This is a genomic window from Streptomyces sp. NBC_01454, assembly GCF_036227565.1.
GTDB lineage: Bacteria > Actinomycetota > Actinomycetes > Streptomycetales > Streptomycetaceae > Streptomyces.
Window position 1 is genome coordinate 6,598,933 of sequence record NZ_CP109460.1, and the last position, 25,291, is coordinate 6,624,223.

The 25,291-nt window shown below is 72.8% G+C and carries 15 protein-coding genes; 4 read left to right on the top strand and 11 right to left on the bottom strand.

The features are described 5' to 3' along the window. Nucleotides 1-269: 269 nt before the first annotated feature. Nucleotides 270-6,245, bottom strand: coding sequence for a TIR domain-containing protein (locus OIU81_RS29170; protein ID WP_329152545.1), 5,976 nt, complete (start codon nt 6,243-6,245; stop codon nt 270-272). Between the two features lie 120 nt (nt 6,246-6,365). Between OIU81_RS29170 and OIU81_RS29175 the strand changes: the two genes are divergently transcribed. Further along, the gene (locus OIU81_RS29175; RefSeq protein ID WP_329155439.1) at nt 6,366-7,508 is read left to right on the top strand and encodes an SLC13 family permease; all 1,143 of its coding nucleotides are present in this window, start codon (nt 6,366-6,368) and stop codon (nt 7,506-7,508) included. Between the two features lie 19 nt (nt 7,509-7,527). On the opposite strand, the gene OIU81_RS29180 is transcribed toward OIU81_RS29175, so the two are convergent. From OIU81_RS29180 to OIU81_RS29210, 7 genes are all read right to left on the bottom strand, one after another. Further along, nucleotides 7,528-8,403: an inositol monophosphatase family protein gene (locus OIU81_RS29180; RefSeq protein WP_329152547.1), complete on the bottom strand. Its 876-nt coding sequence runs from the start codon at nt 8,401-8,403 to the stop codon at nt 7,528-7,530. Continuing rightward, on the bottom strand, nt 8,387-9,052 hold the full coding sequence (locus OIU81_RS29185) for a hypothetical protein (RefSeq protein WP_329152549.1): 666 nt from the start codon (nt 9,050-9,052) through the stop codon (nt 8,387-8,389). The genes OIU81_RS29180 and OIU81_RS29185 overlap by 17 nt, the downstream gene beginning before the upstream one ends. Nucleotides 9,053-9,072: 20 nt before the next feature. Further along, complete coding sequence (locus tag OIU81_RS29190) at nt 9,073-10,062, bottom strand: hypothetical protein (RefSeq protein ID WP_329152551.1); 990 nt, start codon at nt 10,060-10,062, stop codon at nt 9,073-9,075. A 171-nt stretch (nt 10,063-10,233) separates the two neighbouring features. Beyond that, complete coding sequence (locus tag OIU81_RS29195; RefSeq protein WP_443074062.1) at nt 10,234-11,724, bottom strand: FtsW/RodA/SpoVE family cell cycle protein; 1,491 nt, start codon at nt 11,722-11,724, stop codon at nt 10,234-10,236. Then, nucleotides 11,712-12,980 (bottom strand): LCP family protein, encoded by a 1,269-nt coding sequence (locus tag OIU81_RS29200; RefSeq protein ID WP_329152554.1) that lies wholly within the window; start codon nt 12,978-12,980, stop codon nt 11,712-11,714. Before OIU81_RS29200 ends, OIU81_RS29195 begins: the two co-directional genes overlap by 13 nt. A 121-nt stretch (nt 12,981-13,101) precedes the next feature. Further along, nucleotides 13,102-14,493 (bottom strand): sensor histidine kinase, encoded by a 1,392-nt coding sequence (locus OIU81_RS29205; RefSeq protein WP_329152556.1) that lies wholly within the window; start codon nt 14,491-14,493, stop codon nt 13,102-13,104. After that, entirely contained in the window at nt 14,483-15,160 is a 678-nt protein-coding gene (locus OIU81_RS29210) for a response regulator transcription factor (protein WP_329152558.1), read from the bottom strand. The genes OIU81_RS29205 and OIU81_RS29210 overlap by 11 nt, the downstream gene beginning before the upstream one ends. A gap of 542 nt (nt 15,161-15,702) precedes the next feature. On the opposite strand from OIU81_RS29210, the gene OIU81_RS29215 reads away from it, so the two are divergent. Continuing rightward, nucleotides 15,703-17,118: an HAD-IC family P-type ATPase gene (locus OIU81_RS29215; RefSeq protein ID WP_329152560.1), complete on the top strand. Its 1,416-nt coding sequence runs from the start codon at nt 15,703-15,705 to the stop codon at nt 17,116-17,118. Next, nucleotides 17,055-18,422, top strand: coding sequence for a magnesium-translocating P-type ATPase (gene mgtA / locus OIU81_RS29220; RefSeq protein WP_329152562.1), 1,368 nt, complete (start codon nt 17,055-17,057; stop codon nt 18,420-18,422). The genes OIU81_RS29215 and mgtA overlap by 64 nt, the downstream gene beginning before the upstream one ends. A 33-nt stretch (nt 18,423-18,455) precedes the next feature. On the opposite strand, the gene OIU81_RS29225 is transcribed toward mgtA, so the two are convergent. Further along, complete coding sequence (locus tag OIU81_RS29225) at nt 18,456-19,568, bottom strand: DUF5925 domain-containing protein (protein WP_329152564.1); 1,113 nt, start codon at nt 19,566-19,568, stop codon at nt 18,456-18,458. A gap of 280 nt (nt 19,569-19,848) precedes the next feature. Here OIU81_RS29225 and OIU81_RS29230 point away from each other — a divergent pair, with 280 nt between their 5' ends. After that, nucleotides 19,849-21,042: a xylan 1,4-beta-xylosidase gene (locus tag OIU81_RS29230; protein ID WP_329152565.1), complete on the top strand. Its 1,194-nt coding sequence runs from the start codon at nt 19,849-19,851 to the stop codon at nt 21,040-21,042. A 45-nt stretch (nt 21,043-21,087) separates the two neighbouring features. Here the strand turns inward: OIU81_RS29230 and OIU81_RS29235 are convergent, their stop codons facing one another. Together OIU81_RS29235 and OIU81_RS29240 are read right to left on the bottom strand one after the other, a co-directional pair. Then, nucleotides 21,088-24,462 carry a hypothetical protein gene (locus OIU81_RS29235; RefSeq protein ID WP_443074063.1) on the bottom strand — a complete coding sequence of 1,125 codons (3,375 nt, stop codon included), beginning with the start codon at nt 24,460-24,462 and terminating at the stop codon, nt 21,088-21,090. A 45-nt stretch (nt 24,463-24,507) separates the two neighbouring features. Further along, nucleotides 24,508-25,278, bottom strand: coding sequence for a polysaccharide deacetylase family protein (locus OIU81_RS29240; protein ID WP_329155443.1), 771 nt, complete (start codon nt 25,276-25,278; stop codon nt 24,508-24,510). Nucleotides 25,279-25,291 lie beyond the last annotated feature (13 nt).

The following is a 25,291-nucleotide window of genomic DNA, read 5'->3' on the forward strand; positions in this document are numbered from 1 at the left end:
CCCTGGCGACGACAATCGTGCGACGGACCGCCTGCCGAACCTGCCCCACCAGGGCGCACTGCCCGCGTCCGCGGCAAGGCCGACATCTCCCCGATCTTGTTATTATGGCAGAAAAGGGAGGGTAAGGAAGGAAAGGGGGAAAGGGCCGCGGCCATTCGGCTCGCCGCCCTGGGGGCTGCACCTGCCGAATTGCCTATCTCGGCGAATAGCCGTTTATCGCGCAGAGCATGCGCAGTGCATCCGCGGGCGTTTCGGTGAGGTCCGTGGGCTCAGATCGGGTCGTCCAGCGAAAGACGCCGGACCCCCGGCAGATGTGCGTCGAGTTCGCCGGGTTCGAACCGGCACATGCCCACCACGTGCCAGAACTCGCCCGCGATGTCACCGTCGTACTTGTAGCCGCCCGAGGGGGACAGCGCCGCCCAGCCGCCCGGTACGCCGATCAGCGTGGCCCGGGGGGTCGGCTCGCCGTCGGCCGGTACGTTCCACAGCCGGACCGTGCCGTCCTCGCCGCCGCTGGCCAGCAGCGAGCCGTCCGGGCTGAACGCCACGGTGAGGATGCGGCTGGTGTGGCCGGTCAGCCGGGCCGTCTCCCGGCCCTCCAGCGGGTTCCAGAGGCGTACGGTGCGGTCGTCGCCCGCCGTGGCCAGCAGCGGCCGGCTCGGGTGGGCGGCGGCGGTCCACAGCCGGCCGACGTGGCCCCGGAGCCGGTGCCGGAGTGCGCCGTCCTGCCAGACGAGGGCCTCGCCGTCCCAGGACGCGCTCGCCAGCCAGGCGTCACCGGGGCCGTAGGCCACCGCGTACACCCGCGAGGCGTGGCCCGCGAGTTCGGCGACGAGGCGGCCCTCGGCGAGGTCCCACAGCCGTACGTACCGGTCGTCGCAGCCGGTGGCCAGGCCCGTCCCGTCCGCACGGAACGCGATCGACCGCACCCGGCCCCGGTGCTCGGCGAGCGTGGTCAACCGGGCCCCGGTACCGCGGTACCACAGCGCCACGGTGTCGTCGTCGTTGGCGGTGGCGAGGATCTCGCCGTCGTTGCTGAACGCCTCGGCCCACACATGGTCGGTCTCGGCGTCGATCTCCCGCTGGTACTCACCGGTGCGGGCGTTCCAGAGGTAGAGGTCGCCGTCGCTGCTGGCGGTGGCCAGTTGGTGGCTGCCGGGGACGAACAGCGCCGAGACCAGGCGGTCGTGGTCGCCGGCGAACTCCCGTGTGCGGCGGCCGGTCGCGGACTCCCACAGCCGGGCCACGCCGTCGTTGCCGCAGGCCGCCAGGTGCGTCCCGTCGGGGCTGAACGCCAGGCTGGCGACCCGCCGTCCGTGGCCGCGGAGGATCCGCCTGCCCTGGCCGGTGGACGTGTCCCACAGCCGCACCAGGCCCTCGTTGCCGATGGTCACCAGCATCGGGTCGGAATCCCGGGCGCCGAAGCGGCTCCGGGGCCGGAACCGGCAGGCCCAGACCGACCCCTGATGGTCCGCGGGCTGCTGCCGCAGCGAGGTCACCGTCCAGCCGGCGGACCCCTGCGCCACCCGCCACAGGCGGACCGATCCGTCGCTGCTGCCCGCGGCCAGCATGCTCCCCTCGGGGTCGAAGACCACTTGGTACACATGACCGCCGCCCTCGGCCGGCGCCCCGGCGGCGGCCCCGGTCACCGGGTCCCACAGCCGTACCTGTCCGGTGGTGTCGCCGCTGGCGAGCAGCCGGCCGCCGGGGTGGAAGTCGAGGGTGTAGACCCGCCCCGTGTGGCCGGTGAACTCGTGGCGCAACCGCAGCTCGGCCACGTTCCAGACGCGCACCGTGCCATGGTCGTCCTCGCCCATGTCACCGGTGGCCAGGAGGGCGCCGTCCGGGCTGAACTGCGCGCGGTAGGCCGGCCCCTGATGGCCGTCGAGGGCGCCGAGGAGCCGGCCGGAGGCGGTGTCCCACAGGCGTACGGCCCCGGCCGCGTCGCCCGTGACGAGGGTGCGGCCGTCGGGGCTGAACCCCGCGGTGTAGACGGGCGCGGCGTGGCCGTACAGCCGGTGCCGCGGGGTCCCGGTCGCCACCTCCCACACGGTGACCGTGCCCTCGCGGTCGCCGGTCGCGAGCTGCGCCCCGGCGACGTCCAGGGACACCGGCCACACTCCGTCCGGGTGCACCTCGAGCTGGTGCAGACAGGTGCCGGCGACCGGGTCCCACAGCCGTACGGTGCCGTCCGCGCCGCCGGTGGCCAGCACCCGGTCGCGGAACTTCACCGCATAGACCCGGCCCGTGTGCCCCTGGAGGGTGCGCACCGCCGTACCGGTGGCGGCGTCGCACACCAGCACTCCGCCGTCCTCGCTGCCCACCGCGAGGAGTTCGCCGTCGGGGCTGTAGGAGACCGGCTCGGGGAGTCTGCTGGTGCGCATGTCGAAGCCGTACGGCACGCCGACCGCGGACGGCCGGAAGCCGGCCTCGACGGGCATGCCGGGAGCGGTCGCCGCCGCCCGCAGCTCCGGCGTGTCCAGCGTGGCGTCGTCGGCGACCGCGTTGATGAGGGCGGCGCGGTGCCAGTGGCTGCCGGCCACCCGGGCGCCGCGCAGTTCGGCGCCGATCAGCCGGGCCATCCGCAGATCGGCGCCGCGCAGATCGGCGCCGGTGAGCTTCGCCTCGTCGAGACGGGCCCCGGCCAGGCAGGCGTCGCGCAGCACGGCTCCGGAGAAGTCCGCGCCGACGAGGCCGGCGTCGGTGAGGTCGGCACGGGTGAGGTCGACGCCGGAGAAGTCACGGTAGGAGAGGTCCTCCCCGGCGAGGACGGCGCCCCGCAGATCCGTGTGGGCCGGCACCCTCAGACGGCTGAGGACCTTGACCGCGTTCGCCCGGGCGGCTTCGTCGCCCTCCCGGGCGGTGTCCTGTTCGCGGTCCGTCCCGTCGGCACCGTCGGCCAGGACGCGTTCGGCCCACTGCTGGCAGGTGCGGTGGTCGGCGAGGTCGCACAGGAACTCCACCGCCAGCTGGCTCAGCGGGCGGCGGGCGAGCAGACCGCTGTCCCCGGGGCCCGCGTGCGCCAGCTGCGCGGCGGCCTCCCGCGCCACCAGCCACTCGATCACGGAGCCGTGGATGAACTGGAACAGGCCGTCCTCGGTGCGCAGCAGCAGACTGCCCGAGCCGACGGCGTGCGCGGCCTGCGGCACGGACAGCCTGCTGTCGGCGAGACCGGTCAGCACCTCGCCCACGTCGTTGAGTTCGTCCAGCCGCAGCGCGCTGCGGCCGCTCTCCCACAGGCGCAGCGCAAGGGTCGTCACGCCCCGCCACAGCTGCCGTTCGCTCAGCCCGGGCAGGCTGCCGGGACCGCCCTGGCCACGGCGTTCCTCGTAGCGCAGCCAGGAGGTGAACACCTCCTCGTACAGCCCCGCGGGGCTCAGGGCGCGGCCGGCGCCCGCGACGGCGCGCAGCCGCTCGTGGTCGAGGTCGGCGACGAAGCTGAGCAGACGCGGGTTGCGGCACATCGCGAGCAGGTCGGGGATGCCTTCGAGCAGATGGACCCGGCGTTCGGCGGCGTGCTCGTCCCCGTAGCGGTTCACCAGGTAGGTGCGGATCTGCTGGGGCGAGAACTCCTGGACGGCCAGGACGCGGCGCTGCGGCAGCAGCCCGACGCGTTCCCCGAGCGCGGTCAGCACCTGGGCCTGCGACCGGAAGTGCTGGGTGCGGCTGCTGACCACGATCTTGGCGTTGTCCACCGCGGCGTCCAGCAGCATCTGCAGATGGTCGGCGGCGCGCTCGTAGCTGACCTGGTTGACCAGTTCGTCGAACCCGTCGAAGAGCAGCACGATGCGGCCCTGGCGGAGCATGTAGCGGAAGGCCCGCAGATCGATGGTGTCGACGCCGTGGCTCGCCAGATGGGCCGCCACCAGGCCGTCGATGGTGTGGGCCTTGTCGAGGGTGCTCAGCTCGATCAGCAGGGGTACGGCCTGGGGGAGTTCCTCGGGCAGGCGGCGGGCCAGCTCGCGCAGGGCGAAGGTCTTGCCGTGGCCGAAGTCGCCGAGGAGCAGGACGAAGCGGCCGTGGTCGGCGTCGAGCAGCCGCAGCATGTCCTCGACGAGTCCGTCCCGCTCCGCTCCGCCGGGCCGCTCCACCTCGCGGTAGCGCTGCGGCAGATACAGGCTCGGGTGGTAGGGGAGATCGGTGCTGAGCCGCTCGGTCTGGCGGGTCACATAGCCGCGCAGATCCAGCAGCCCCTGGAACTCGGTGAAGCTGCGCACCCGGACCCCGCGGCGGCGGGCCCGCTCCCGCAGCTCCGGCGGCGGGGGCGGGCCGTCGTGGACGAGTTCGGCGTCGGGCAGCGAATCGGAGGCGTGGAGGTGGTCGAGGAAGCGGTCGACGAAATCCGGCTGCGGTGTGCCGGCGCAGACCGCCACCCGCTGCTGCCGGACGAACCCCGATTCCGTCCAGGTGACGAGCAGTTGTGGCACCTCGCCGGGCACCCGGCGGAGCTGGGCGCCCTCGTGGCGGGTGCGGCAGACCTCGGTGACCCGGGCGATCAGGGTGTCGAGCGGGTCCTCGACGGTGCGGCTGGCCTCCGGCGCGGGCACCGCGGCGCCGGCCTCGGCCAGGAGGGCCGCGTCCGTGGCGCCGGCCGCCTCGCCGCCCGGGGCGGGCGACGGCTCCTGACCGCCGAAGACGCGCCGGCTGCCGCCCCATCCGGTCGCGAAGCTCCGCGGCTGCCCGTCGGACCGCTCCGGCCAGCGGGTGACGCCCTCGCCGGTGATCCGCAGCAGCTGGTGCCGGGCCGGTGCGGCGGCGCCGAAGACCGGCAGCTCGCCGGCGGCGAGGGGGAGCGCGGTGGCGGTGGGCGCGGCGGACGCGGCCCGGGGGCTGCCGGCGGGCCCGTGCAGCAGGAGGTGCAGCCGCGGGCCGGTGAGCCGGGCGAGGACGTCGCCGTCGCGGACCGGCCCGGCACCGGGCGCGGTGTCCTGACCGCCCCCGCGGCGCGGGCTCCGGTCGCCGTCCACCGCGTCGGACCCGTCGCCGGAGGCGAGCGGCCGGTCCGCCCCCACCGGGTGCCGCAGGGCCCCGATCCGCAGCCACCCCTCCTGCTCGTACGGGCGCAGGGCCTGGGCGAACCAGGCGGCCTGCTCGGGCCCGAGCAGGCCGTAGCGGTCGTCGGGCCGATGGCTGTACGCCATCGAGGAGTTGAGCCCGGCGATGACGGTCCGCAGGGCGGGGACGGGGAACAGGCTCCAGGGCTGGTCGCCGTCGAAGACGACGTCGAGCCCTTGGTAGAGCTCCTGGAACAGCCGGTGGTAGTGCCGCCACTTCGGCCAGTAGGGCGGCCTGGGCTGCATCTCGTCGGCTTCGCAGGTGCTGAAGTAGGCCCGGCAGGCGGCCTGGCTGACGTCCTGCCCGCCGGGGACGACGGCGAGCCGGTCGGGATCGAGACCGAGCCGTGAGCGCAGTCCGGTCAGGAAGCTGAGCGCCTGTTCGCACTCCCGTGGACTGCCGGACGCCGTGAGGTCGCCGGTGACGACCAGGAGGTCGGGCTCGGGCGCCCCGGCATCGGCGAGTTCGACGAGGTCGCCCCAGATCGCCGCCTGCAGCGCGGCCGGTTCGGCGCCGCGGCCGAAGCACGGCCCGGCGAGGTGCAGCACCGAGACGGCTTCCCGGGACGGGCTCGCCTCCACGGCCTGCGGGTAGCGGGGCGGCACCGCGGGCCGCCGGCGCCCCGCCCAGCCCGGTTGTCCGAGCGGGCGGTTCGAGGACGGCCGCGGGATGCTCGGTACGGCAGCGGCCGGTGCGGACAGCGCGGGCGGTCCGCCGGGGAAGCCGGGGCGTGCGGTGGGCCGGGCCCGGCCCTCCAGCGCCTGGCCGACCCGGGTGAGCAGCAGGTCGCGGGCGGCCGCGGTGTCACTGACGCCCACCAGGTCGACGTACGTGATGGTGGCGAGCAGGCCCTCGACGGGAATGTCCTCGGTACGGACGGTGATCAGCCTGCGCTCCGGGGCGTCGGGGTCGGCGCGTAACGCGGCCTGCCACTCCATCCGCCCGTACCGGGAGCGCTCGTAGTTGCGGGAGAGGACGGCGATGACGGCGGCGGACTCGCTGACCCCGCGGTCCATGAAGTCGACGAAGTTCGTGCCGGCCACGAAATCCCAGGCCTGCACGACGGTTCGGTAACCGGCCTCCTCCAGCGTCCAGGCGATCCAGGAAGCCCATCGTTCGTCGGCTGGTGAGTAGCTGATGAAGAAGTCCAACAGCTGTGTTTCCCCCGAAAGTTCCTGACGCCCGGCCATGACGCCATCCTAGGGAGCCGGTCCCCGGCGGGCACCGGGTTCGCACAAACGGTGTGCCATGCTTTGCGGGTGCGTGCCGCCATACAACGTCTCCATGTGCTGGACTGGCTGGCCGGGGGGATGCTCGCCTGCGGTCTGCTGTGCCTTGCCACCGGGCTGCTGCCGGCCGAGCCCGCCGGGGACGCCATGCTCCGCGTCGCCCCGCTGCTCGCCTTCCTCGGGACGGTGATCGTCCTCGCCGAACTCACCAGCGCGGCGGAGGTGTTCGACGTGGTCGCCGCCGGTGTGGCGCGCGCCGGGCGGGGGAGTTACGCCGCGCTGTTCGTGCTGTGCGTGGCCTTCGCCTCGCTCACCACCCTCACCCTCAACCTCGACACGACGGCGGTGCTGCTCACCCCCGTCATGCTGGCACTCGCCACCCGGGTGGGGATCGCCCCCGTGCCGCTGGCCATGACGACCGTGTGGCTGGCCAATACGGCGAGCCTGCTGCTGCCCGTGTCGAACCTGACGAATCTGCTGGCGGCGGACCGCGTCGCGCTCACCCCCGCCGGGCTGGCGGCGACGATGTGGGCTCCCCAGCTGGCGGCCATCGCGGTCACCATGGGCTGCCTGTGGCTGTTCTTCTGGCGCGCCGGCAGGCGCGGTGCGCAGAGCTACTCGCCTCCCGCGCCGCACCGGCCCGCGGACCGTACGCTCTTCCGCGTCTGCGGGCTGGCCTGCGTGGGCTTCCTGCTGGCCATCCTGCTCGCCGACACCCCGCTGTGGGTGGCGTCGGCGGCGGCCGCCGGGGTGGCCGTGGCGGCGTTCGCGGTGCGCCGCCGGGACGTGCTGCGGCTGTCGCTCGTCCCGTGGCGGCTGCTGGTCCTGGTGCCGGGACTGTTCCTGGTGATCGAGACGGTGGACGCGAACGGGCTCCACGAGTTGCTGGCGGCCGCCATCGGCACGGACGGCGGGCTGCTCGGCATGCTGCGCGCCGCGTCCGTCGGCGGGGGGCTGTCCAACGTGCTCAACAACCTGCCCGTCTACCTGGCCGGCGAGGCCGCCGTGCCGGCCGGCAACCATCACCAGCTGCTGGCGCTGCTCATCGGGACGAACGTCGGTCCGGTGGTGACCCCGTGGGCCTCGCTGGCGACGCTGCTGTGGTTCGAGCGCTGCCATGCCCAGGGGGTGCGGGTGTCGATGATGAGCTTCATGGGCACCGGGGCGCTGCTCGCCGCCGGGGCCCTGCCGGCCGCCACCGTCGCGCTCGCGGTGGCCGGTTAGACGCCCCGCCGGGGGCCGCTCAGCGGACGCCGGCCGCCGCGCCGCGCGCGACCAGATCCAGCAGATACGGCATCGCGTCCGGCCGCCCGGCGACGAAACTGCGGTCGGTGTCCGGGCCGGTGGCGGTCCCGCGGAAGGGACCGCCGTCGAGGGCCCGGATCTCCACGCCCGCCTCCGTGGCGAGCAGGGCGCCCGCGGGCAGGTCGACGGCCTCCGCGCGGTAGCCGACGAAGCCGTCGATCGCACCGCGGGCGAGCATCGCCCAGGTCAGCAGGGGCGCCCACAGCTGGAGCAGGCGCCGGGAGCGGACCTCCAGCACCTCCTTCAGGGCCCCCGCCGTCGGATCGTCGCGGGCGACGCCGTGCCCCTGGGTCCAGGCGAGCAGCGGCCCCGCGGGCGACAGCGTGCGCCCCGGGCCGGTCATCCGGCCCTGCGGCCCGTACGCGCCGCAGCCGGCGAGCGCGGTCCAGGTCCGGTCGGTGACCGGGTCGTGCACGACGCCGACGGCGGTCGCGTCGCCGACGCACAGGGCGATGCCGACGACATACGCGGGCAGGCCGATGACGACGTTGTTGCTGCCGTCGAGCGGGTCGACCAGCCAGGTGCGCGGGGTGTCGTGGCCGCCGTCGCGGTCGCCTTCCAGCGCCCCGGCCTCCTCGGCGAGGATCCGGTCGTGCGGATAGCGTTCCCGGATCCGGCGGACGATCAGGTCCTCGGCCATCATGTCGAGTTCGGTGACCACGTCTCCGTCGTCGCCCTTGGCCCGCGCTCCGTAGTCGTCGCAGTCGTCCTGGAAACGGGAGCGCAGCAGGGCGCCGGCCTCCCGCGCGGCGGCGACGGCCAGTTCCCGCTCGGCCGCGAACCGCGCCGAGGGGTCTTCAGGGGCGGGGGTCATGGATCCTCCTGAGGACGGTCCGGGCGGTCCGGGCGGTCTGCTCGGCGTCGCATGCCTGTCGTACCACTTGATGGCCGGTGCCGTGCAGCGGTCCGAGGGAAAGGTCGAAGCGCCCGGGCAGGGTCCGGCCGAGCACCAGCGTGGCGGCGGAGCGGCCCTCCGGGACGACCGTGGTGTGGAACTCTCCCGCCGGCAGGGTGTAGACGGTGCCGCGGTGGCTGGTCTGTTCGGGGCCCGGCTCGCAGCTCACCAGCCGGGAAGTCGGCTGAATATCGTCCACGCCCGAGGGGCGGCTGAGGACCTCGAACACCCGGTGGGTGGGGTCGGCGGGCCGCTCGACGACCCGTACGCGCAGATTGCCCACCGCCCCGTACAGCACACAACTGGTCAGCTCCCAGCTGTGCGAGTGCACCGGAGAGGTGGTCGGCCGCGCCGCCTGCTCGTCCGCCTCGCCGCCGAAGGCGTGCACGCAGACGCCGCGGTCGCCGACGCGCTCCACCGGGAAGCAGAGGAAGCCGAGCGGATGCCGCACGGCGCGCAGTCCGCGGCGGCCGGAGGCGATCTCTTCCAGGACCGAGGCGGCCGCCTCGAAGATCTCCGTGGGCGCGCCCTGCCGGTGCATGGCCTCTTCGAGCTGTCGGTGATCCATGGGGCTGTGCACTCGGCAGCTCACCTCCGGTACGGATTCTCCGCGTGCAACGCCTTCTCGATGACCTCGCTGACGTCTCTGTCGGTGAAGGACGTGGGAAGCGGGAGCCCGAGACCCTCGAAGAGCCGGTGGGTCTCGTCGACCGTCGGCTCCTCGCTCAGCGGCACGGTGCGCCGCAGGTCGAGCGCGACGGCCTGCTCCCGGCTCTGGTGGAGTTCGGTGACGTAGTAGTCGTAGAGCGGCCGGTCCCGTTCCACGAGGAGGTTGACCCGCCGGGGGTCGTCCTGAGTGATGATCAGGCACGAGGCGGAGAGGTCGAAGCGCAGGGTGGGCACGACCGAGGACAGATGCACATCGATCTCCAGCGTGTCGAGCCGCTGCCGGTGCCAGCAGGCCGCGAGCACCGTGGCGAACGATTCCTTGCGGGTCCGGTCGGCGCTCCAGCTGTCCGGCGGTACGACGTCCAGGCGGTGGGCGAAGGTCTGCCGGAAGCGTGCGTAGGCGGCGCAGGCCTGCTCGTCCGCCGGGTTGATGATGTCGATCTTGACGGTGAGCGAACGGCGCTGGAGCTGCGCCTCCCGGACGCAGACCGGCAGGGTGACCGCCCGCAGATAGGTTCCGGTGCCGCCCTTGAACACCCAGCGGTCGGTGTGGTGGCGGGCCCGGTCCAGGGCCTGTTCGAGCTCGGCGCCGGTCAACGACCGCACCATGGTGAGGTCTTCCAGGGCCCGGTGCGTCGCCGACATCGCGCCCTGGATGTCGGCCACCCGGCGTCTGCGCTCGGTCAGCGTCCCGAAGACCAGCGCGGCGAGCACCAGCAGGGTCGCGCCGGAGGTGACGTTGTCCTGGATCGCCCCGCCGAAGACGTCCAGCAGCCCGATCACCAGCGCGGCGCCGAGCGCGACGACGCTGTCGAGATTGCGGAGGGTCCAGGCGACGGAATTCTCGACGCTGTGTCGTGTCTGCCCTGTCCGCCCTGACTGCCCTGTCTGTGCCGGCCTGCGTGCCACGCCCACAACCTCTCCCCCGGGTACCGGCATCGTAGGAGCGAGCCGAGCCCGGCGGCCAGGAAAAGGGCCGTTGACCATATCTTCTGCGCCACCTCCGCACGGGGGCGAGGCGTGGGGTGGGGACGTGGCACGGAAGCCCGGCGGCACGGTCCGGGCGGTGCACTCCCGTCGTCAGGACGGGGGGTGGCACCTTTGCGCGGGGAGGAGCGTCCCCCCGGCCCCCGACCCTGCCGCCCGTTCGCCGTGGTCGTCCTCGTGGTCGTCCTCGCGGTCGTCGTGGGGCGGCGCGCCGGCGGCGCGTTGGGCGTGATCGCTGACCTTGAGCAGCAGGGCGACGAGCACCCAGTTGGCGAGCATCGACGAGCCGCCCTGGGCGAGGAACGGCAGCGCCTTGCCCGTGAGCGGCATGAGGCCGGTCACGCCGGCCGCGACGACGAAGACCTGGAGGGCCAGCGCCGAGGCCAGTCCCATGGCGAGCAGTTTGCCGAACGGGTCCCGGGACAGGAGCGCCGCGCGCAGGCCCCGCTCGGCCAGCAGGGCGTAGAGGAGGAACACCGCCATCAGCCCGGCGAGGCCGAGCTCCTCACCGACGGCGGTGAGGATGAAGTCGGAGCGGCCGGCGAAGCCGATCAGTTCGGGGTGGCCCAGGCCGAGGCCGGTGCCGGTCATGCCGCCGGAGCCGAAGCTGAACAGGGCCTGTGCGGCCTGGTCGGAGATCAGGCCCGGTGGGCGACGGTCGGGGGGAAGGAAGATGGCGAAGGGGTGGAGCCAAGCCTCGATCCGGCCCTTGACATGGGGTTCGGTGGAGCCGACGACGGCCGCGCCGGCCACGGCCATGAGCGCGCCGCACACCACCCAACTGCCGCGCCCGGTCGCGACGTAGAGCATCACGATGAACAGACCGAAGAAGATCAGCGACGTTCCCAGGTCCCGCTCCAGGACCAGGACCAGCAGGCTCGCGATCCAGACGGCGACGATCGGGCCGAGCTGCCGGCCGGGCGGCAGCCGCACGCCCAGGGTCCGCCGGCCGGCCAGCGCCAGGGCATCACGGTGGATCACGAGATAGCCGGCGAAGAACACGGCGATCATGACCTTCACGAACTCACCCGGCTGAAAGGACGCCGGCCCCAGATACACCCAGCGCTTGGCCCCGTAGGTGTCCCCGGGGTAGAGGGCCGGGGCGATCAGCAGCACGAGCGCGGCGGCCATGGTGACGTAGATATAGCGCTGAAGCCGCCGGTAGTCCTTGAGCAGGGCCATCGTCAGGATGCAGGCGGCCACGCCGATGACGGTCCACAGGAGTTGCTGCCCGGCGGCGGGCGGGGTGCGGTAGGCGTGGTCGAGGCGGTGCAGGAGGACCAGGCCGAGACCGGTGAGCAGGGTGGCCGTCGGCAGGATCAGCGGGTCCGCGTACGGGGCGAAGCGGCGCAGCGCGAGATGCGGGGTGACGGCGAGGCAGCACATCGCGAGCGCGAACTCGGCGATCCCGTCCGGCACGGCGCCCCCGGTCGCCATGCCGACCGCGAGGTAGCCGAAGAGCACGATGACCACGACCAGCCCCAGCAGCAGTGCCTCCGTCCGGCGCGCGACCGGTCCTCCCGGAGGCCGTGCCGGGCCGCCGGGGCCGGTGGCCCGCCGGGCCGGGAGGGTCAGTCCACGCACGGGACACCGCCTCCCTCGACCGTCTCCCGCCCTGGAGCGGCACCGGACGACGGGGGAGCGCCGGAGCGGTCAGCCGCGGGCGGACCGACGCTGCCGCCCGCCCCCTTGTCCGGCCCCTTTCCGTCAGATCCCTTGCCGTCGGCTTCCTTGCCGTCGGTTCCGGGGCCGATGCGTTCCCGCACCAGCCGTCGGATCGTTGCGGGGTCGACCAGATTCACGTCCTCCCCGTGGTGCTTGGCGAATCCGGTGATGGGCAGCGTCGAGAACTCGACGTTGCCGCCCGAGAGGTCCTTCGCCTGCCGGAGGAAGGCGGGCAGGTCCCAGCCCTGGTCGATGACCACGTCCTGTTTGGCGGCATCGAGCAGGCGCAGCAGCCGGGCCGGGTCCGTGAACGTCTCGGCGCTGTCGAGCTTGTGCAGCGCCGAGGCGAGGAACGCCTGCTGCCGGCGGGTGCGGTCCAGGTCTCCGCGCGGCAGACCGTGGCGCTGCCGGACGAAGGCGAGGGACTGGGCGCCGTCCAGCGTCTGACGGCCCGCGGGGAAATCGGCCCCGGAATAGCGGTCCTTGACCGGGTGCTTGAGACAGACCGGTACGCCCCCCAGGGAATCGGCCAGGTGGTAGAAGCCGGCGAGGTTCACTTCGGCGAAGTGGTCGATGGGCACGCCCAGGAACTGCGAGACGGTCTTGATCGCCGCCCGCCGCCCCGCCTCGCGCCCGGCCTGTTCCAGGGCACGGCGATCCGCACTGCCCTGCCCGGCGAGGAGACTCTCGCTGTGGGCCTTGGCCAGCCCGTACGCCTTTTTGATCTTGTCGCGGGGGAAGCCGGGGATGTCGACCAGATCGTCGCGCGGTACCGAGAACGCGGTGGCCCGGCCGCCGCCGGCCGGTACGTGCAGCAGGATCAGGGTGTTGGTGTTGTAGCCCCCGATCTCGGAGCTGCCGGCGTGGAGTTTGTCCAGCACCGCAGGGGGGAGGTCCTCGCCGTTCTGGTCCTTGCGGCTGTCCAGCCCCATGAGCAGGATGTTCGTCGCTCCGTCGGTGGACTTGGGCGCCGCACCGTCCAGGGCACGGGAGCTGCCCATGCGGCCGAAGACGTCGTGGTAGACGTACCAGCCGCCGAATCCGGCCACCACCAGCAGCAGCGCGAGGAACGTGAGCACGAGACGGCCGGCCCGGGTCCGTCTGCGCCGGTGGCGGCGGGTGCGGGGGGCGTCGGTCCCGGCCGGCCCGGGGGAGGCGTGACGGCGGTGGTGCATACGGGCGTCCTGTCGGTCTCGTCCCGGCGGCTCTCGGCGGGCGAGGGCCACGGGCGCTGGGGGCGAGTCCCGATTGTGGGCAGGGCCGGCTGAAGGAATGCTGAGGTTCCTGACGGCGTCTTCAGGCTCCCCGGGCGGGGAAGCGGGCCACCAGGAGGGCGCCGCGCGCACCGGGCTCCACCCGCAGGCTGCCGCCGTGGGCCCGTGCGATGTCCCGCGCGATGGCCAGGCCCAGTCCGGTGCCGCCGCCGCGGCGGTGGCGCGCGGCGTGCAGCCGGGTGAAGCGCTCGAAGACCTGCTCGGCGGCCTCCGGCGGGATGCCCGGCCCGTCATCGGCGACCCGCAGCACCGCCTGCCCGGTGGCGGGTTCGACGGTGGCGCTGAGGCGGACCTCGTGGGACGCGTGCCGCAGGGCGTTGTCGACGAGGTTGGCCAGCAGGCGTTCCAGCTGCACGGCGTCGCCCCGTACGGGCACCGGGGCCGCCGCGTCCAGCACCAGCGGCACCCGGGGGCTGCGCCGCCGGGCGATCTCCTCCGCGCACAGCAGCGCCAGATCGGCCGGGTCCCCGGCGGGCGCCGGGTGGGTGTCGAGACGGGCGAGCAGCAGCAGATCGTCGGCGATCCGCTGGAGGCGCACGGCGGCGTCCAGCGCCTGCCGTACGGAGGCGGCCGACTCCGGGGCCTGCGCGGCGAGCAGCGCCACCTCCAGTTCGGTCCGCAGGGCGGCGATCGGGTTGCGCAGCTCGTGGGAGGCGTCGGCGGTGAACTGCCGTTGCCGCGAGACGGCTTGTTCCAGGCGGTCGAGGGTGAGGTTGACCGTACGGGCCAGCTGCGTGATCTCGTCCTTGCCCTTGGGGTCGGGCACCCGCCGGTCCAGTTCGCTCGCCGTCACGGACGCGAGCTCGGCACGGATGGCCTCCACGGGGCGCAGCGCGAGTCCGGTCACCGCCCAGGCGATGAGGGCGGCCAGCGCCATCAGCAGCGGACCGCCCGCCAGCAGGGTCACGCCCAGCGCACGGGTGGCGTCGTTGAGGTCGGCCAGCGTGGTGAGCGCGTAGACGTACCGGGTGCCCTGCGTGGAGTCCGCCCGCACGACGACCGCCAGGCTGCGCTGGCCGGACGCCGCCGTGCCGGGCAGGACCTTGCTGCTCGCCTCCCTGCCCGGGCCCGGCCGGAAGCCGGCGAGGCCGGCGGCGCCGGCCGTCGGGTCCGGGCCGGTGCCGGCGAGCGCCTGCCCCCGGGACCCCAGGACGACGACGGCATCGACGCCGCCGGCCGGCTGCGGCAGATGACGGGGGAGCGGGCCGGTGTGGGCGGCCACCTTGCGGGCGGCCAGTTCGGTGCGGTCCTGGGTGTTGTCCAGGAGGTTGTCGGTCAGCGTCATGTACAGCCAGGCGCCGCCCACGGCCAGGACCATGGCCGTGACCAGGGCGGCCGCCGTGGCCGCCCGCGCCCGTACGCTGCGCGGCAGCGGCAGCGCACGCACCAGCGCGCGCAGCCGGTCAGCCGCCATCGGGAGCGATCCGGTACCCGAGGCCGCGCACCGTACGGATGGCCCGGCGCCGGAAGGGGACATCGACCTTCTTGCGCAGCGAGCTGATGTAGACCTCGACGATGTTGGGATCCATGTCCAGCGGGGAGTCCCAGATGTCGTGCAGGATGTGCAGCTTGGCGACCGTGCCGCCGTCCCCCGCCATCACACAGGCCAGGACGGCGAGTTCACGGGCGGTGAGCTCGATCTCGGTGTCCCCCCGCCGGCAGCGGCGCGCGACCGTGTCGACGACGAGGTCCCCGGCCTGCAGGGTGGTGGACTGCACCTGCTGCGCACGACGGCTCAGCGCCCGCAGCCGCGCCAGCAGGACGACGAACGAGAACGGCTTGGTGAGGTAGTCGTCGGCGCCCGAGTCGAGGCCCTCGGCCACATCGTGCTCACCGTCCTTGGCGGTCAGCATGAGAATGGGGGTGGTGTCACCCGCGTCCCGCAGCCGGCGGCACACCTCGTACCCGTTCAGGCCGGGGAGCATCACGTCCAGGACGAGGGCGTCGTAGTCACGGACACGGGCGAGCTCGAGGCCGCGGTGACCGTCATGGGTGACATCGACCCAGTGGCCTTCGAGGGACAGCCCCCGCCGCAGGCTGTCGGCCAGCCCCTCCTCGTCCTCGACCACCAGAATGCGCATACCGGCAAGGATGGCATATCCCTTAAGGGAATTGCCTTTCCGCCCACCCGGCGAGAGGCGATTTCCGTAAGAGCGCCATCATTCCGCAAACCTGCCTCGGCGAGCACCGCAACAACACCCCCCAGGAATCAATCCTGAGCCGAGACCGCTGAACCGAAACTGAAATTCCTGAAGACGGATTCAGGTTTCTCCCTCCCCGGAACGGCGTGTTACTTTCCTTCAGGTGCCGCCAGTGGTGTGATCCGGCGGTACGTGTGTCCGGGCCGTGCCCTGCGAGTTGAGGAGGTGATCGGGATGCCACCCGGTCGAAGTCCTCACCGCGCCCTGCCGGCCGGCTGACCGCTCCCTGAGCGCCGCCGTGCCGCTGGCCCGCGGCGCGTGGCACGCTGCCGCGCCCTGATTCCCGTGCGCCACGCGCACGCATTTCCACCTTCTTCTGCACCGCGGGAGGGGCCCTTGCCGCCCGCCCGCTTCCTTCATCCACCACTCCGTACGCCGGCGCGGTTCCGCCCTGCCGTCATGCGCGGAAAGGGGAATTCACCATGACCACGCTCGCCCCGGAGAAGCTCGCTCCGCCCGGCCGCGGACCCCGCGGCCGCCGTGCGAGAAAAGCCGCCGAATTCGAGACCCGTACCCGTATCGCGGGCGAAAAGCTCGCCCACGTCAGCGCGCGCCCCGCCGCACAGGTCCTGCAGGACGTGCACGCCAGGCGCGACGGCCTGAAGTATTCCGATGTCACCGAGCGCCAGGAGCGTTTCGGGCCCAATACCGTCGCTCACGAGAAGGCGCCGAACTGGGGCGTTCAGCTGGCCAAGGCCTTTGCGAACCCGTTCATCGCCGTCCTGGTGCTGCTCGCCGCCGTCATGTACGTACAGGACCCCGAGGACCCGGGCGTCCTCATCCTCTCCGTCATGGTGGCGATCAGCGGACTGCTGCGCTTCTGGCAGGAATTCCGCTCCGGCCGGGCCGCCGACGCCCTCGGCCGGCTGGTGACCACGACCTGCGCGGTCCAGCGCCGGGCCGGCCGTTCGTCGCTGCCCACCACCCTTGAGGTGCCGATGGACCAGGTGGTCCCCGGTGACCTCGTCAAGCTCGCCGCGGGCGACCTCGTCCCCGCCGATCTGCGGCTGATCGCGGCCAAGGACCTGATGGTCGGGCAGGCCGCGTTGTCGGGGGAGTCGCTGCCGGTCGCCAAGGACGACATCCGCGGCGACGACCAGGGGCAGCGTGCCACGACGGACCCGGTGGAGGCCGGCAACCTCTGCCTGATGGGCACGTCGGTGACCTCCGGCACCGCGACCGGCGTGGTCGTGGCGACCGGCGCGGACACCTACTTCGGTTCGATGGCCGGCTCACTGGTCGGCGACCGCCCGCAGACCAACTTCGACCACGGCGTCCGCAAGGTCAGCTTCCTGCTGATCCGCTTCATGCTGGTCATGGTCCCCGCCGTGTTCGCCGTCAACGGGCTGACCAAGGGCGACTGGAAGGGCGCCTTCGAGTTCGGCGTCGCGGTCGCGGTCGGGCTCACGCCCGAGATGCTGCCGATGGTCGTCACCACCAACCTGGCGCGCGGCGCGGTCGCGCTGTCCCGCCGCAAGGTCGTCGTCAAGCGGCTCAACGCGATCCAGAACCTGGGCGCCATGGACGTGCTGTGCACGGACAAGACCGGCACCCTCACCGAGGACCGCGTCGTCCTGGACCGCTACCTCGATGTGCACGGCAGGCAGGACTCCGAGGTCCTGGAGTACGCCTACCTCAACAGCCACTTCCAGACCGGGCTGAAGAACCTGCTGGACCAGGCCGTCATCGACCGGGTCGACGAGGCCGAGGAGGTTGTCGTCGACGCAGCTTCACGCCGGTCGACGAGATCCCCTTCGACTTCGCCCGCCGGCGGATGTCGGTCGTCCTGCGCCGCAACACCCTGGCGGGCGGGGAGCGCGGCCCTGAGCACGTCCTGATCACCAAGGGCGCGGTCGAGGAAGTCCTGGGCCTGTGCACCCACCTGAGGGACCGCGGCGAGACGGTCGCCCTCACCGACCAGCTGCGGTGGCACGCCGGCCGGATCGCCGAGGAGCACAACCGGCAGGGCCTGCGGGTCCTGGCCGTCGCCACCCGGACCCTCGACGACCCCCGTGACACTTACGGCGTCGCGGACGAGGACCGGCTCGTCCTGATCGGCTTCCTGGCCTTCCTCGACCCGCCCAAGGCGGACGCCGCGGCCGCCCTGGAGGGTCTGGCGGACCAGGGCATCGCCGTCAAGGTGATCACCGGCGACAACGAACTCGTCGCCGCCCGGGTCTGCGCGGAGGTCGGCCTCACCGTGGGCGAGGTCGTCTCCGGGGCCGCGCTCGACGGCCTCCCCGACGCCGAACTGGGTGAACTGGCCGCCCGTACCACGGTGTTCGCCAAGGTCACCCCGGTCCAGAAGGCCCGCCTCGTGCGGGCGCTGCAGGCCGACGGGCACACGGTCGGCTTTCTCGGCGACGGCGTCAACGACGCGGCCGCGCTGCGCGACGCCGATGTCGGCATCTCGGTGGACACCGCGGTGGACATCGCCAAGGAGTCCGCGGACATCATCCTGCTGGAGAAGAACCTCACCGTCCTGGGCGACGGCGTCTCCCAGGGGCGGACCACCTTCGGCAACACCATCAAGTACCTGAAGATGACGGCCAGTTCGAACTTCGGGAACGTCTTCTCCGTCCTGGTCGCCTCCGCGTTCATCCCCTTCCAGCCGATGCTGGCGATCCACCTGCTCATCCAGAACCTGGTCTACGACATCTCACAGCTGGCCACCCCGTGGGACCGGATGGACCCCGAGTATCTGCGCACGCCGCGGAACTGGGACGCGAAGGGCATCGGCCGGTTCATGGTCACCATCGGACCGATCAGCTCCGTCTTCGACATCTCCATGTTCCTGATCATGTGGAATGTCTTCGGTGCCGACAACGAGGCCCATCAGGCGCTCTTCCAGTCCGGCTGGTTCATCGAGGGACTGCTGTCGCAGACCCTGATCGTCCATATGATCCGCACCCGCAAGATCCCCTTCCTGCAGTCCCGCGCGTCCTGGCCCGTCATGGTGATGACGGTCCTCGCGATGGCCACCGGGCTGTTCCTGCCCTTCTCGCCGCTCGCCGCCGGGCTGGGCATGGTGGCGCTGCCGATGAGCTACTTCCCCTGGCTGATCGCGGTCCTGCTCGCGTACTGCGCCCTCACCCAGTGGGTGAAGACCTGGTACATCCGCAGGTTCCACAGCTGGCTGTAGACCCGCGAGGGCCGCGGCGCGGGGGCTGGAGGGTCAGAGATAGAGCCCCGCGTCGGCCCCCGCGTCCTGGGCCGGGACCGACGCCGGACGGGTGCCGCGGCGCAGCGCGTACAGCTCGGCCAGCGAGGCGCCCTCGCGTCCGATGCCCTGGTCCGTGCCGAGCCAGTGCACCGCTTCCGCACGGCTCAGCGGGCCGACCTCGATCCGGGCCAGACAGCGGCCGGGGCGGACCACCGCCGGGTGCATCCGCTCCAGGTCCTCATTGGTGGTCACCCCGACCAGGACGTTGCGGCCCTGGCCCAGCAGCCCGTCCGTCAGATTGAGCAGCCGCGACAGCGCCTGCCCGGCGGCGTGCTTGGCCTCGCCGCGGATCAGTTCGTCGCAGTCCTCCAGGAGCAGCAGCCGCCAGCGGCCCTTGCCGGTGCTGTCGTCCTCGCCGATCGCGATGTCCATCAGATAGCCGACGTCGTTGAACAGCCGCTCCGGGTCCAGTACGCAGTCCACCTGGCACCAGTCGCGCCAGGAGCGGGCCAGGGTGCGCAGCGCGGAGGTCTTGCCCGTGCCGGGCGGGCCGTGCAGCAACAGCAGCCGGCCGGCGATCTCCTCGGGCGCCACCTTCATCAGCCGGTCCATCGCCTCGGCCACCGGCGCGGTGTAGTTGGGCCGGATGTCCTCCCAGGTGCCGGCCGAGATCTGCCGGGAGGTGCGGTGCGGCCCGCGGCGCGGGGAGAAGTACCAAAAGCCCATCGGGACGTTCTCCGGCTGCGGGGCCGGCTCGTCCTCGACGCCGTCCGTGGCCTGCCCCAGCACCGTCTCGGCGAGGTCGTCGGTGACGGCGGTGACCGTCACATCGGCGCCGCGGTTCCAGCGGGAGACCAGCAGCGTGTAGCCGTCACCCTCGGCGAGCGTGGCGCTGCGGTCCTCGTCCCGCGCCGCGCGCAGGATCCGGGCGCCCGGTGGCAGCAGCGTCAGCCCGAACCGCACCCGGTCCACGGACCGGCTCCGGGCGAAGGGCTGTTCCCCCTTGGCGAACCGTCCCAGGAAGAGCGCATCGACGACATCGGACGGTGAATCGCTGTCGTCCATGGTCAGCCGGAGCGGAAGGGACTCCTCGGTGGCGGACGGCTGGACATGATCGGCACACATACCGCCATGATCGGTCACGACGGCCCCGCGCGTACACGGATTATCCCGGCGTTTTCCCGGTACCAGAACAGAACTGTTACTCAGAAAGCCCGGTGTACCGGGTGGTTCACTGGCTAATCTGCTCATTGTGCGCCGTCGTGGTGGGGAACGTCAGAGCAGGTCCTTTGTCATCGCTGCCGGGGTGGCGGTGCTGGCGATACTGGTGGTCATCTGTTCCCTTCCGGGGGACCGGGAACAGGACGGGAAACGGCCCGCCCGGCCGGGTGTCACAGGGCCCGCCGTGGGCTGGGGATTCACCCATACGCAATTCAGCGCGGACACCGGAACCGACGCGTCCACCGCCCGGGCCGCCCAGCTGCTGCACGACCGTCCGATGCCGCAGAACCAGCACATCATGGGCTGGGGCGCGGACAACCCCGAGCCGAGCCCCGGGCACTACGACTTCGCCGACCTGGACCGTCGTCTCGCGCTGATCCGGCGCACCGGCGGCACGCCCGTGCTGACCCTGTGCTGCGCGCCCGACTGGATGAAGGGCGGCAAGGCCGGTCACACCGACTGGAGCGCCCTGGAAAAGGCGCCCGACCCGCAGCATTACGGGGACTTCGCCGCCCTCGCCGGAAAGATCGCCCAGCGATTTCCCGACGTCCGCCACTATGTCGTCTGGAATGAATTCAAGGGATTCTTCGACGACACCAAGGGCCGCTGGAATTACGAGGGTTACACCCGCCTCTACAACCTCGTCTACCGCGCGGTGAAGAAGGTGAACAGCGGCAATCAGGTGGGCGGCCCCTATCTGGTGATGGACAGCCATGTTCCGGGCGACGACACCTACGCCTCCGACCTCAAGGGCCCCTGGGGAAGCATCGACCGGCGCACCCTCGATGCCTTCACCTACTGGAACCGCCACAAGACCGGCGCGGATTTCGTGGCCGTCGACGGCTCCAGCTACAGCAAGGACGACCGCTACGCCCCCGACCCGTTCGCCGCCGCCCAGAAGTTCGCCGATGTGGGGCGTCGGCTGCGCAAGGAGAGCGGGCTGCCGCTGTGGTGGGCGGAGTGGTACGTGGAGGTCGCCGACGAGAACGACGACCGGGCCCGGTGGAGCGAGCGCACCCGTATCGCCGCGCAGGCCACCGCCCTGATCGAGATGACGGCCGGCGGTGCCGCCGGCGGCTTCTACTGGAACCCGGAGACTGCGGGCGCCGACTGCCCCGGATGCCTGTGGACCAGCACCCGGCTCGACGACGGGGGCAAGGAACTGCCGATGATGACGCTGCTGTCCCGCTTCGCGCGCGCCTTTCCGCCGGGGAGCGGCCCGCACGACCTCGACACCGGCCGACCGGAGATCCGGGGCCTGGCCGACGACCGCACCGCGCTGCTGGTCAACACCGGCACGCGGCGCTCCACGGTGACGGTGGACGGCAGGAGCGTCACCCTGGCGGGGTATGACGTGCGGTGGCTCGACCGCCCGTGACCCCTGCTGAGGGGCCGGGCCCGTCCCGAGCCCCTCCTCCCGGCCTCATGACATCGTCAGGAACCGCTGTACCAGCGACGCCAGGAACACCACCAGCAGCGGCAGCGAGAACCAGAACATCCCCTGCATCCAGTGCAGTTGACGCGGACTCGGCAGGACCGCGACCCGGAGCACCTCACGGGCCGTCAGTACCAGGACCAGCGCGAGCCCCGCCAGCGCCCCGAGCACCGACCACGGCGTCCAGGTCACCTGCGGGCCGGGCCGGCCGGGGCGGGGCGGGGGCGCCGTGCCCGCCGGCTGCCGGGTCAGCTCGTACACCGCCGCATGCCGGTTGGACAGCACCCGCCGCAGTTCGGGGCGCCCGTCCAGCGCACCGCGCAGCCGCCCCTCCCAGCCCGGGCGGTAGCCGGAATCCAGCCGCAGCGACTCCGCCTGCCCGTGGTTGACGAGGAGGTACGACTGCGGTCCCGCGTGCCGCAGCGCGGAGAGCAGCGGGCCGACGCGGTCCGGGGCGCGCGGCGCCAGGACCGGTTCGTACTGCACCCGCTCCATGTCCCTGGCGCCCCAGGGCATGTCCGGGGTGACGCTGTTGACCGGGTCGTCGCTCAGCCACAGCAGCCGCACCGTCGGCCGGTCATGGGCGTAGACGTAGTCCATCGCCGCGACCTCACCCGGCCGGATCCGTTCGAACGGCTCGTTGCCCCAGCGGGCGACGAGAAAGCCGACGGCCAGCACCAGCCCCGTCAGCAGCGCGGCGAGCGGCCCCAGCCCACGCCGGTCCGCACCGCGCGGGAACAGGGCCAGCGCCGCCAGCACACAGGCGCCCGGCAGCGCGAACAGAAAGACCCGCAGCGCCATTTCGCCGCCGTAGGACTGCATCCCGAAGGCGAGGAACGGCACGCACGTCAGCACCAGCAGCGCACGCTCCGTGAAGCCCGCCGCCCGCCGCCGCAGCACCCCCCAGCAGGCCAGCGCCAGCACCCCGCCGGCCAGCGCCACCCGGGTGTAGAGCACCAGCTTGTGCGTGGGATCGCCGGCGATCCGGTCCGTGACGGAGGAGGACAGATTGCCGCCGACACCGCCGAGCCCGCCGAACAGCTCGCCCAGATGCCCCGACCAGTAGGGCTCCGCCAGAAACCCGACCCAGGCCACGACCAGCACGCCCAGCAGCAGCGGAAGGCCGGGGAGGCTGGAGCGGTGGACCAGCACGAGGGCGGTCAGCACACCGAGCATCACGAACGGGGTGAGCTGATGGCCCGCCACCGACGCCACGAACAGCGCGATCAGCACCCCGAGCAGCACCACCAGCCGGCCGCGGCCGGCCGCCCGCACCTCCCGCTCGCCCGGCAGCCGCCGGCCGCCCAGCGGGCGCGGTGCGCGGAACCACACCAGCAGGATCGCCACGAACGCGAGGTAGAGGAGGTAGGTGAACCCCTGCGGGGAGAAGTAGTCCTGGCCGACCCAGCCGCACAGCGCGAACAGCCACGCCGCACACCACGTCGCCCGCCAGCTCGCCCGGATCGCCCGCAACAACAGGAACAGCGGTGCCAGACAGAGCAGTTGGAGCACCGTCGGCCACCAGCGCAGCACCTCGGTGAAGTCGGTGACGCCGCAGGCTCCGGCGAGGAACTGCACCCCGGCGAAGAAGCCCGGCCAGCTCCAGCGGGCGTCCAGGTCGGGCACGGCGGTGCCGGTCCGGGCCAGGTGGTCCAGGAAGCCCAGATGCTGCCAGGCCGTCGGGAAGCGCGGCTCGCTCTCCAGCACGGCCGGCAGTGCGTGCAGCGTCACCACCGTGGCCAGCAGGACGACGGTGAGCAGCACACGCCGCGGCCGGGCGAGCCACAGCGCCGCGCCGTACGCCGCCACCAGCAGGGCGAGCCCGGCGAGGGTGAGCGCCGGCAGCACCGAGATCAGCCCCAGCCCGCTCATCCGGTCCAGCGCCGCATCGCCCATCCCGCGCAGCGGCAGCCAGAACAGAGCGAGCGCGGCGGCGAACAGCACCCAGACGGCGAGGTCGGGGCGGCTCCGCAGCCGCGCGAGGAACGGCGGACGGTCCAAGGGCGCGCGCCGGGCGGGGGAGCGGGGCGCGGGCAGCTCCCCGCGCAGCACCCGCCGCAGCCGGACGCCCGCGACCGTCACGATCACCGCCAGGCTGGAGATCTCGGCGACCCCGGCCCCGGTCAGCCCCGTCCGAGGCAGCAGGACCAGCGTCAGGCCGAGCACCAGCACACACAACAGACCCTGGAGGACGGCGAGTTCGGTGGTGCGGCTCTGGGCGCGCAGTACCGCGAAGTAGACCTCCATCGCCACCCGCAGCGCGGCTCCCACCGCGAACCAGCGCAGCAGCGGCGTCGCCGCCTGCGCGTATCCCGGGCCGAAGATCCCCAGGAGGTAGGGCGCGAGGAGGAAAAGGGTGAGACAGACCGGCAGCATGATGCGGGCCATCCGCCCCAGTGCGGCCCGGGTGTGCCGGGCCAGCTGCGCCGGGTCGTGCGCGCCCTCGACGGTCAGCGAGGCGCCCATGTTGAGGGCGAGCAGATTGACCGTGCCGGCGATGGTGGTGGTGATGTAGAAGTAGGCGTTGTCCGCCGCGTCCACCTGCGCGGCCACCAGTACCGGCACGAGATAGACCACGGCCAGCGAGAACAGCGACCCGGTGGAGTCGCCGGCCAGGAACCGGCCCATCTCCCCGAGCGACGGCGGCCGGGCGGTCCGGTGGGTGGCCGCCACATGCCGGGGCACCAGCCGCCGGAACACCAGCCAGCCCAGCGGAAGCACCGACACCGCGATCGCCGCGGCCCAGGAGACGAACACCCCGGCCGTGGGGAGGAGGGCGGCGAACGCCACCAGCAGCCCCAACTTCACCGTGGAGAAGGCGAGGTTGCCGGCCGGCACCCACAGGGCGCTGCGCAGTCCGGTCAGCACGCCGTCCTGCAGGGTGAGCAGCGACCAGGCGACCACGGCCAGGGCGAAGCCCAGCCCCGGCAGCGGGCCGTGCAGAAAGCCGTACGAGGAACCCCAGGTGTCGAGGGTCAGCAGGAAGACGGCCGCGGCCACGGCCACCACCACCGAACTGCCCGCGTAGGCCCGCCGCACCAGCCGTGCGGTGCCCCGCCCGGCGACCGGGAGGAAGCGGGCCAGCGCACCGGTCAGGGTCAGCGCCGTCAGCCCCGCGAGCAGCTTCATCGCGGCGATCGCCGCCGAGCCCCGGCCGACCGCGGACTCCGTGTAACAGCGGGCCGCGACCAGCCAGAACCCCAGACCGAGCAGCCCGGAGACGCCGGTGTTGAGCATCAGCGCATAGGCGTTGCGGAACAGCGGGCTGCCGCCGCCGCGCCACCCCGGGCGCGTCCCGTGGCCGTCCTGCGGCCGCGGCTCCGGTTCCGTACGCTCCTCGGTCTGGATGGTCGTGTCAGACACCGGCTCTGTCGCCCTCTCCTCCGCCGCGGGACCGCCGCGGTGCGCTCAGCTGCCCGGTGCGCACAGCCGGACCGCCTGCCGCGTTCTGCGGACCACCGCGTACCCCTTGGTGAGCACCCGGTCCCGGGCGAAGGCGCGGACCACCCCGCGGCCCTCGACGATCCGGGTGAACTCCTCGATTCCCGTCCCGCGCCGCACCGTCATCCGGGCCAGGGCGTACGGCCCCTGACGGCGGTCGGCGAGCGCGTTGCCCACCGCGAGCGCCTGCCGGAATCCCGCGCCGCGCACCGTCCGCCGCACCCGCCGGCCGGAGTGCCCGTAGGGGTAGGCGAAGGACTCCGGCATCGCCCCGGTCTCCGCGGCGATGATCTCCTTGCAGCGCAGCACCTCGCGCCGCAGCCGCTCGTCGCCGAGGTCGTCCAGCGGTGGATGGCCGTGGCTGTGCCCGCCGATCTCCACCCCGGCCGCGGCCAGCTCCCGCACCTGGTCCCAGTCGAGCATGGTGTCGGGCGCGCCCCCGGTGTCGTACGGACCGCGCAGCCAGCCGGTCGTCACGAAGAGGGTGGCCGAAAACCCGTGCCGGGCAAGGAGGGGCAGCGCATGGCGGTACACCCCTTCGTAGCCGTCGTCGAAGGTGATCAGCACGGGCCGCTCGGGCAGCGGGCCGCCCGCCCGCCAGGCCGCGGCGAGCCCGGCGGTGGTCAGCGGGGTGAACCCGCCGTCGGCCAGCACCGCCATGTGCGCCGCGAACGCCTCGGGCGGGACGGACAGTCCGCGCACGGCGGGCGCCGGGGCCACGGCGACCGCGTGGTACATCAGCACCGGCACC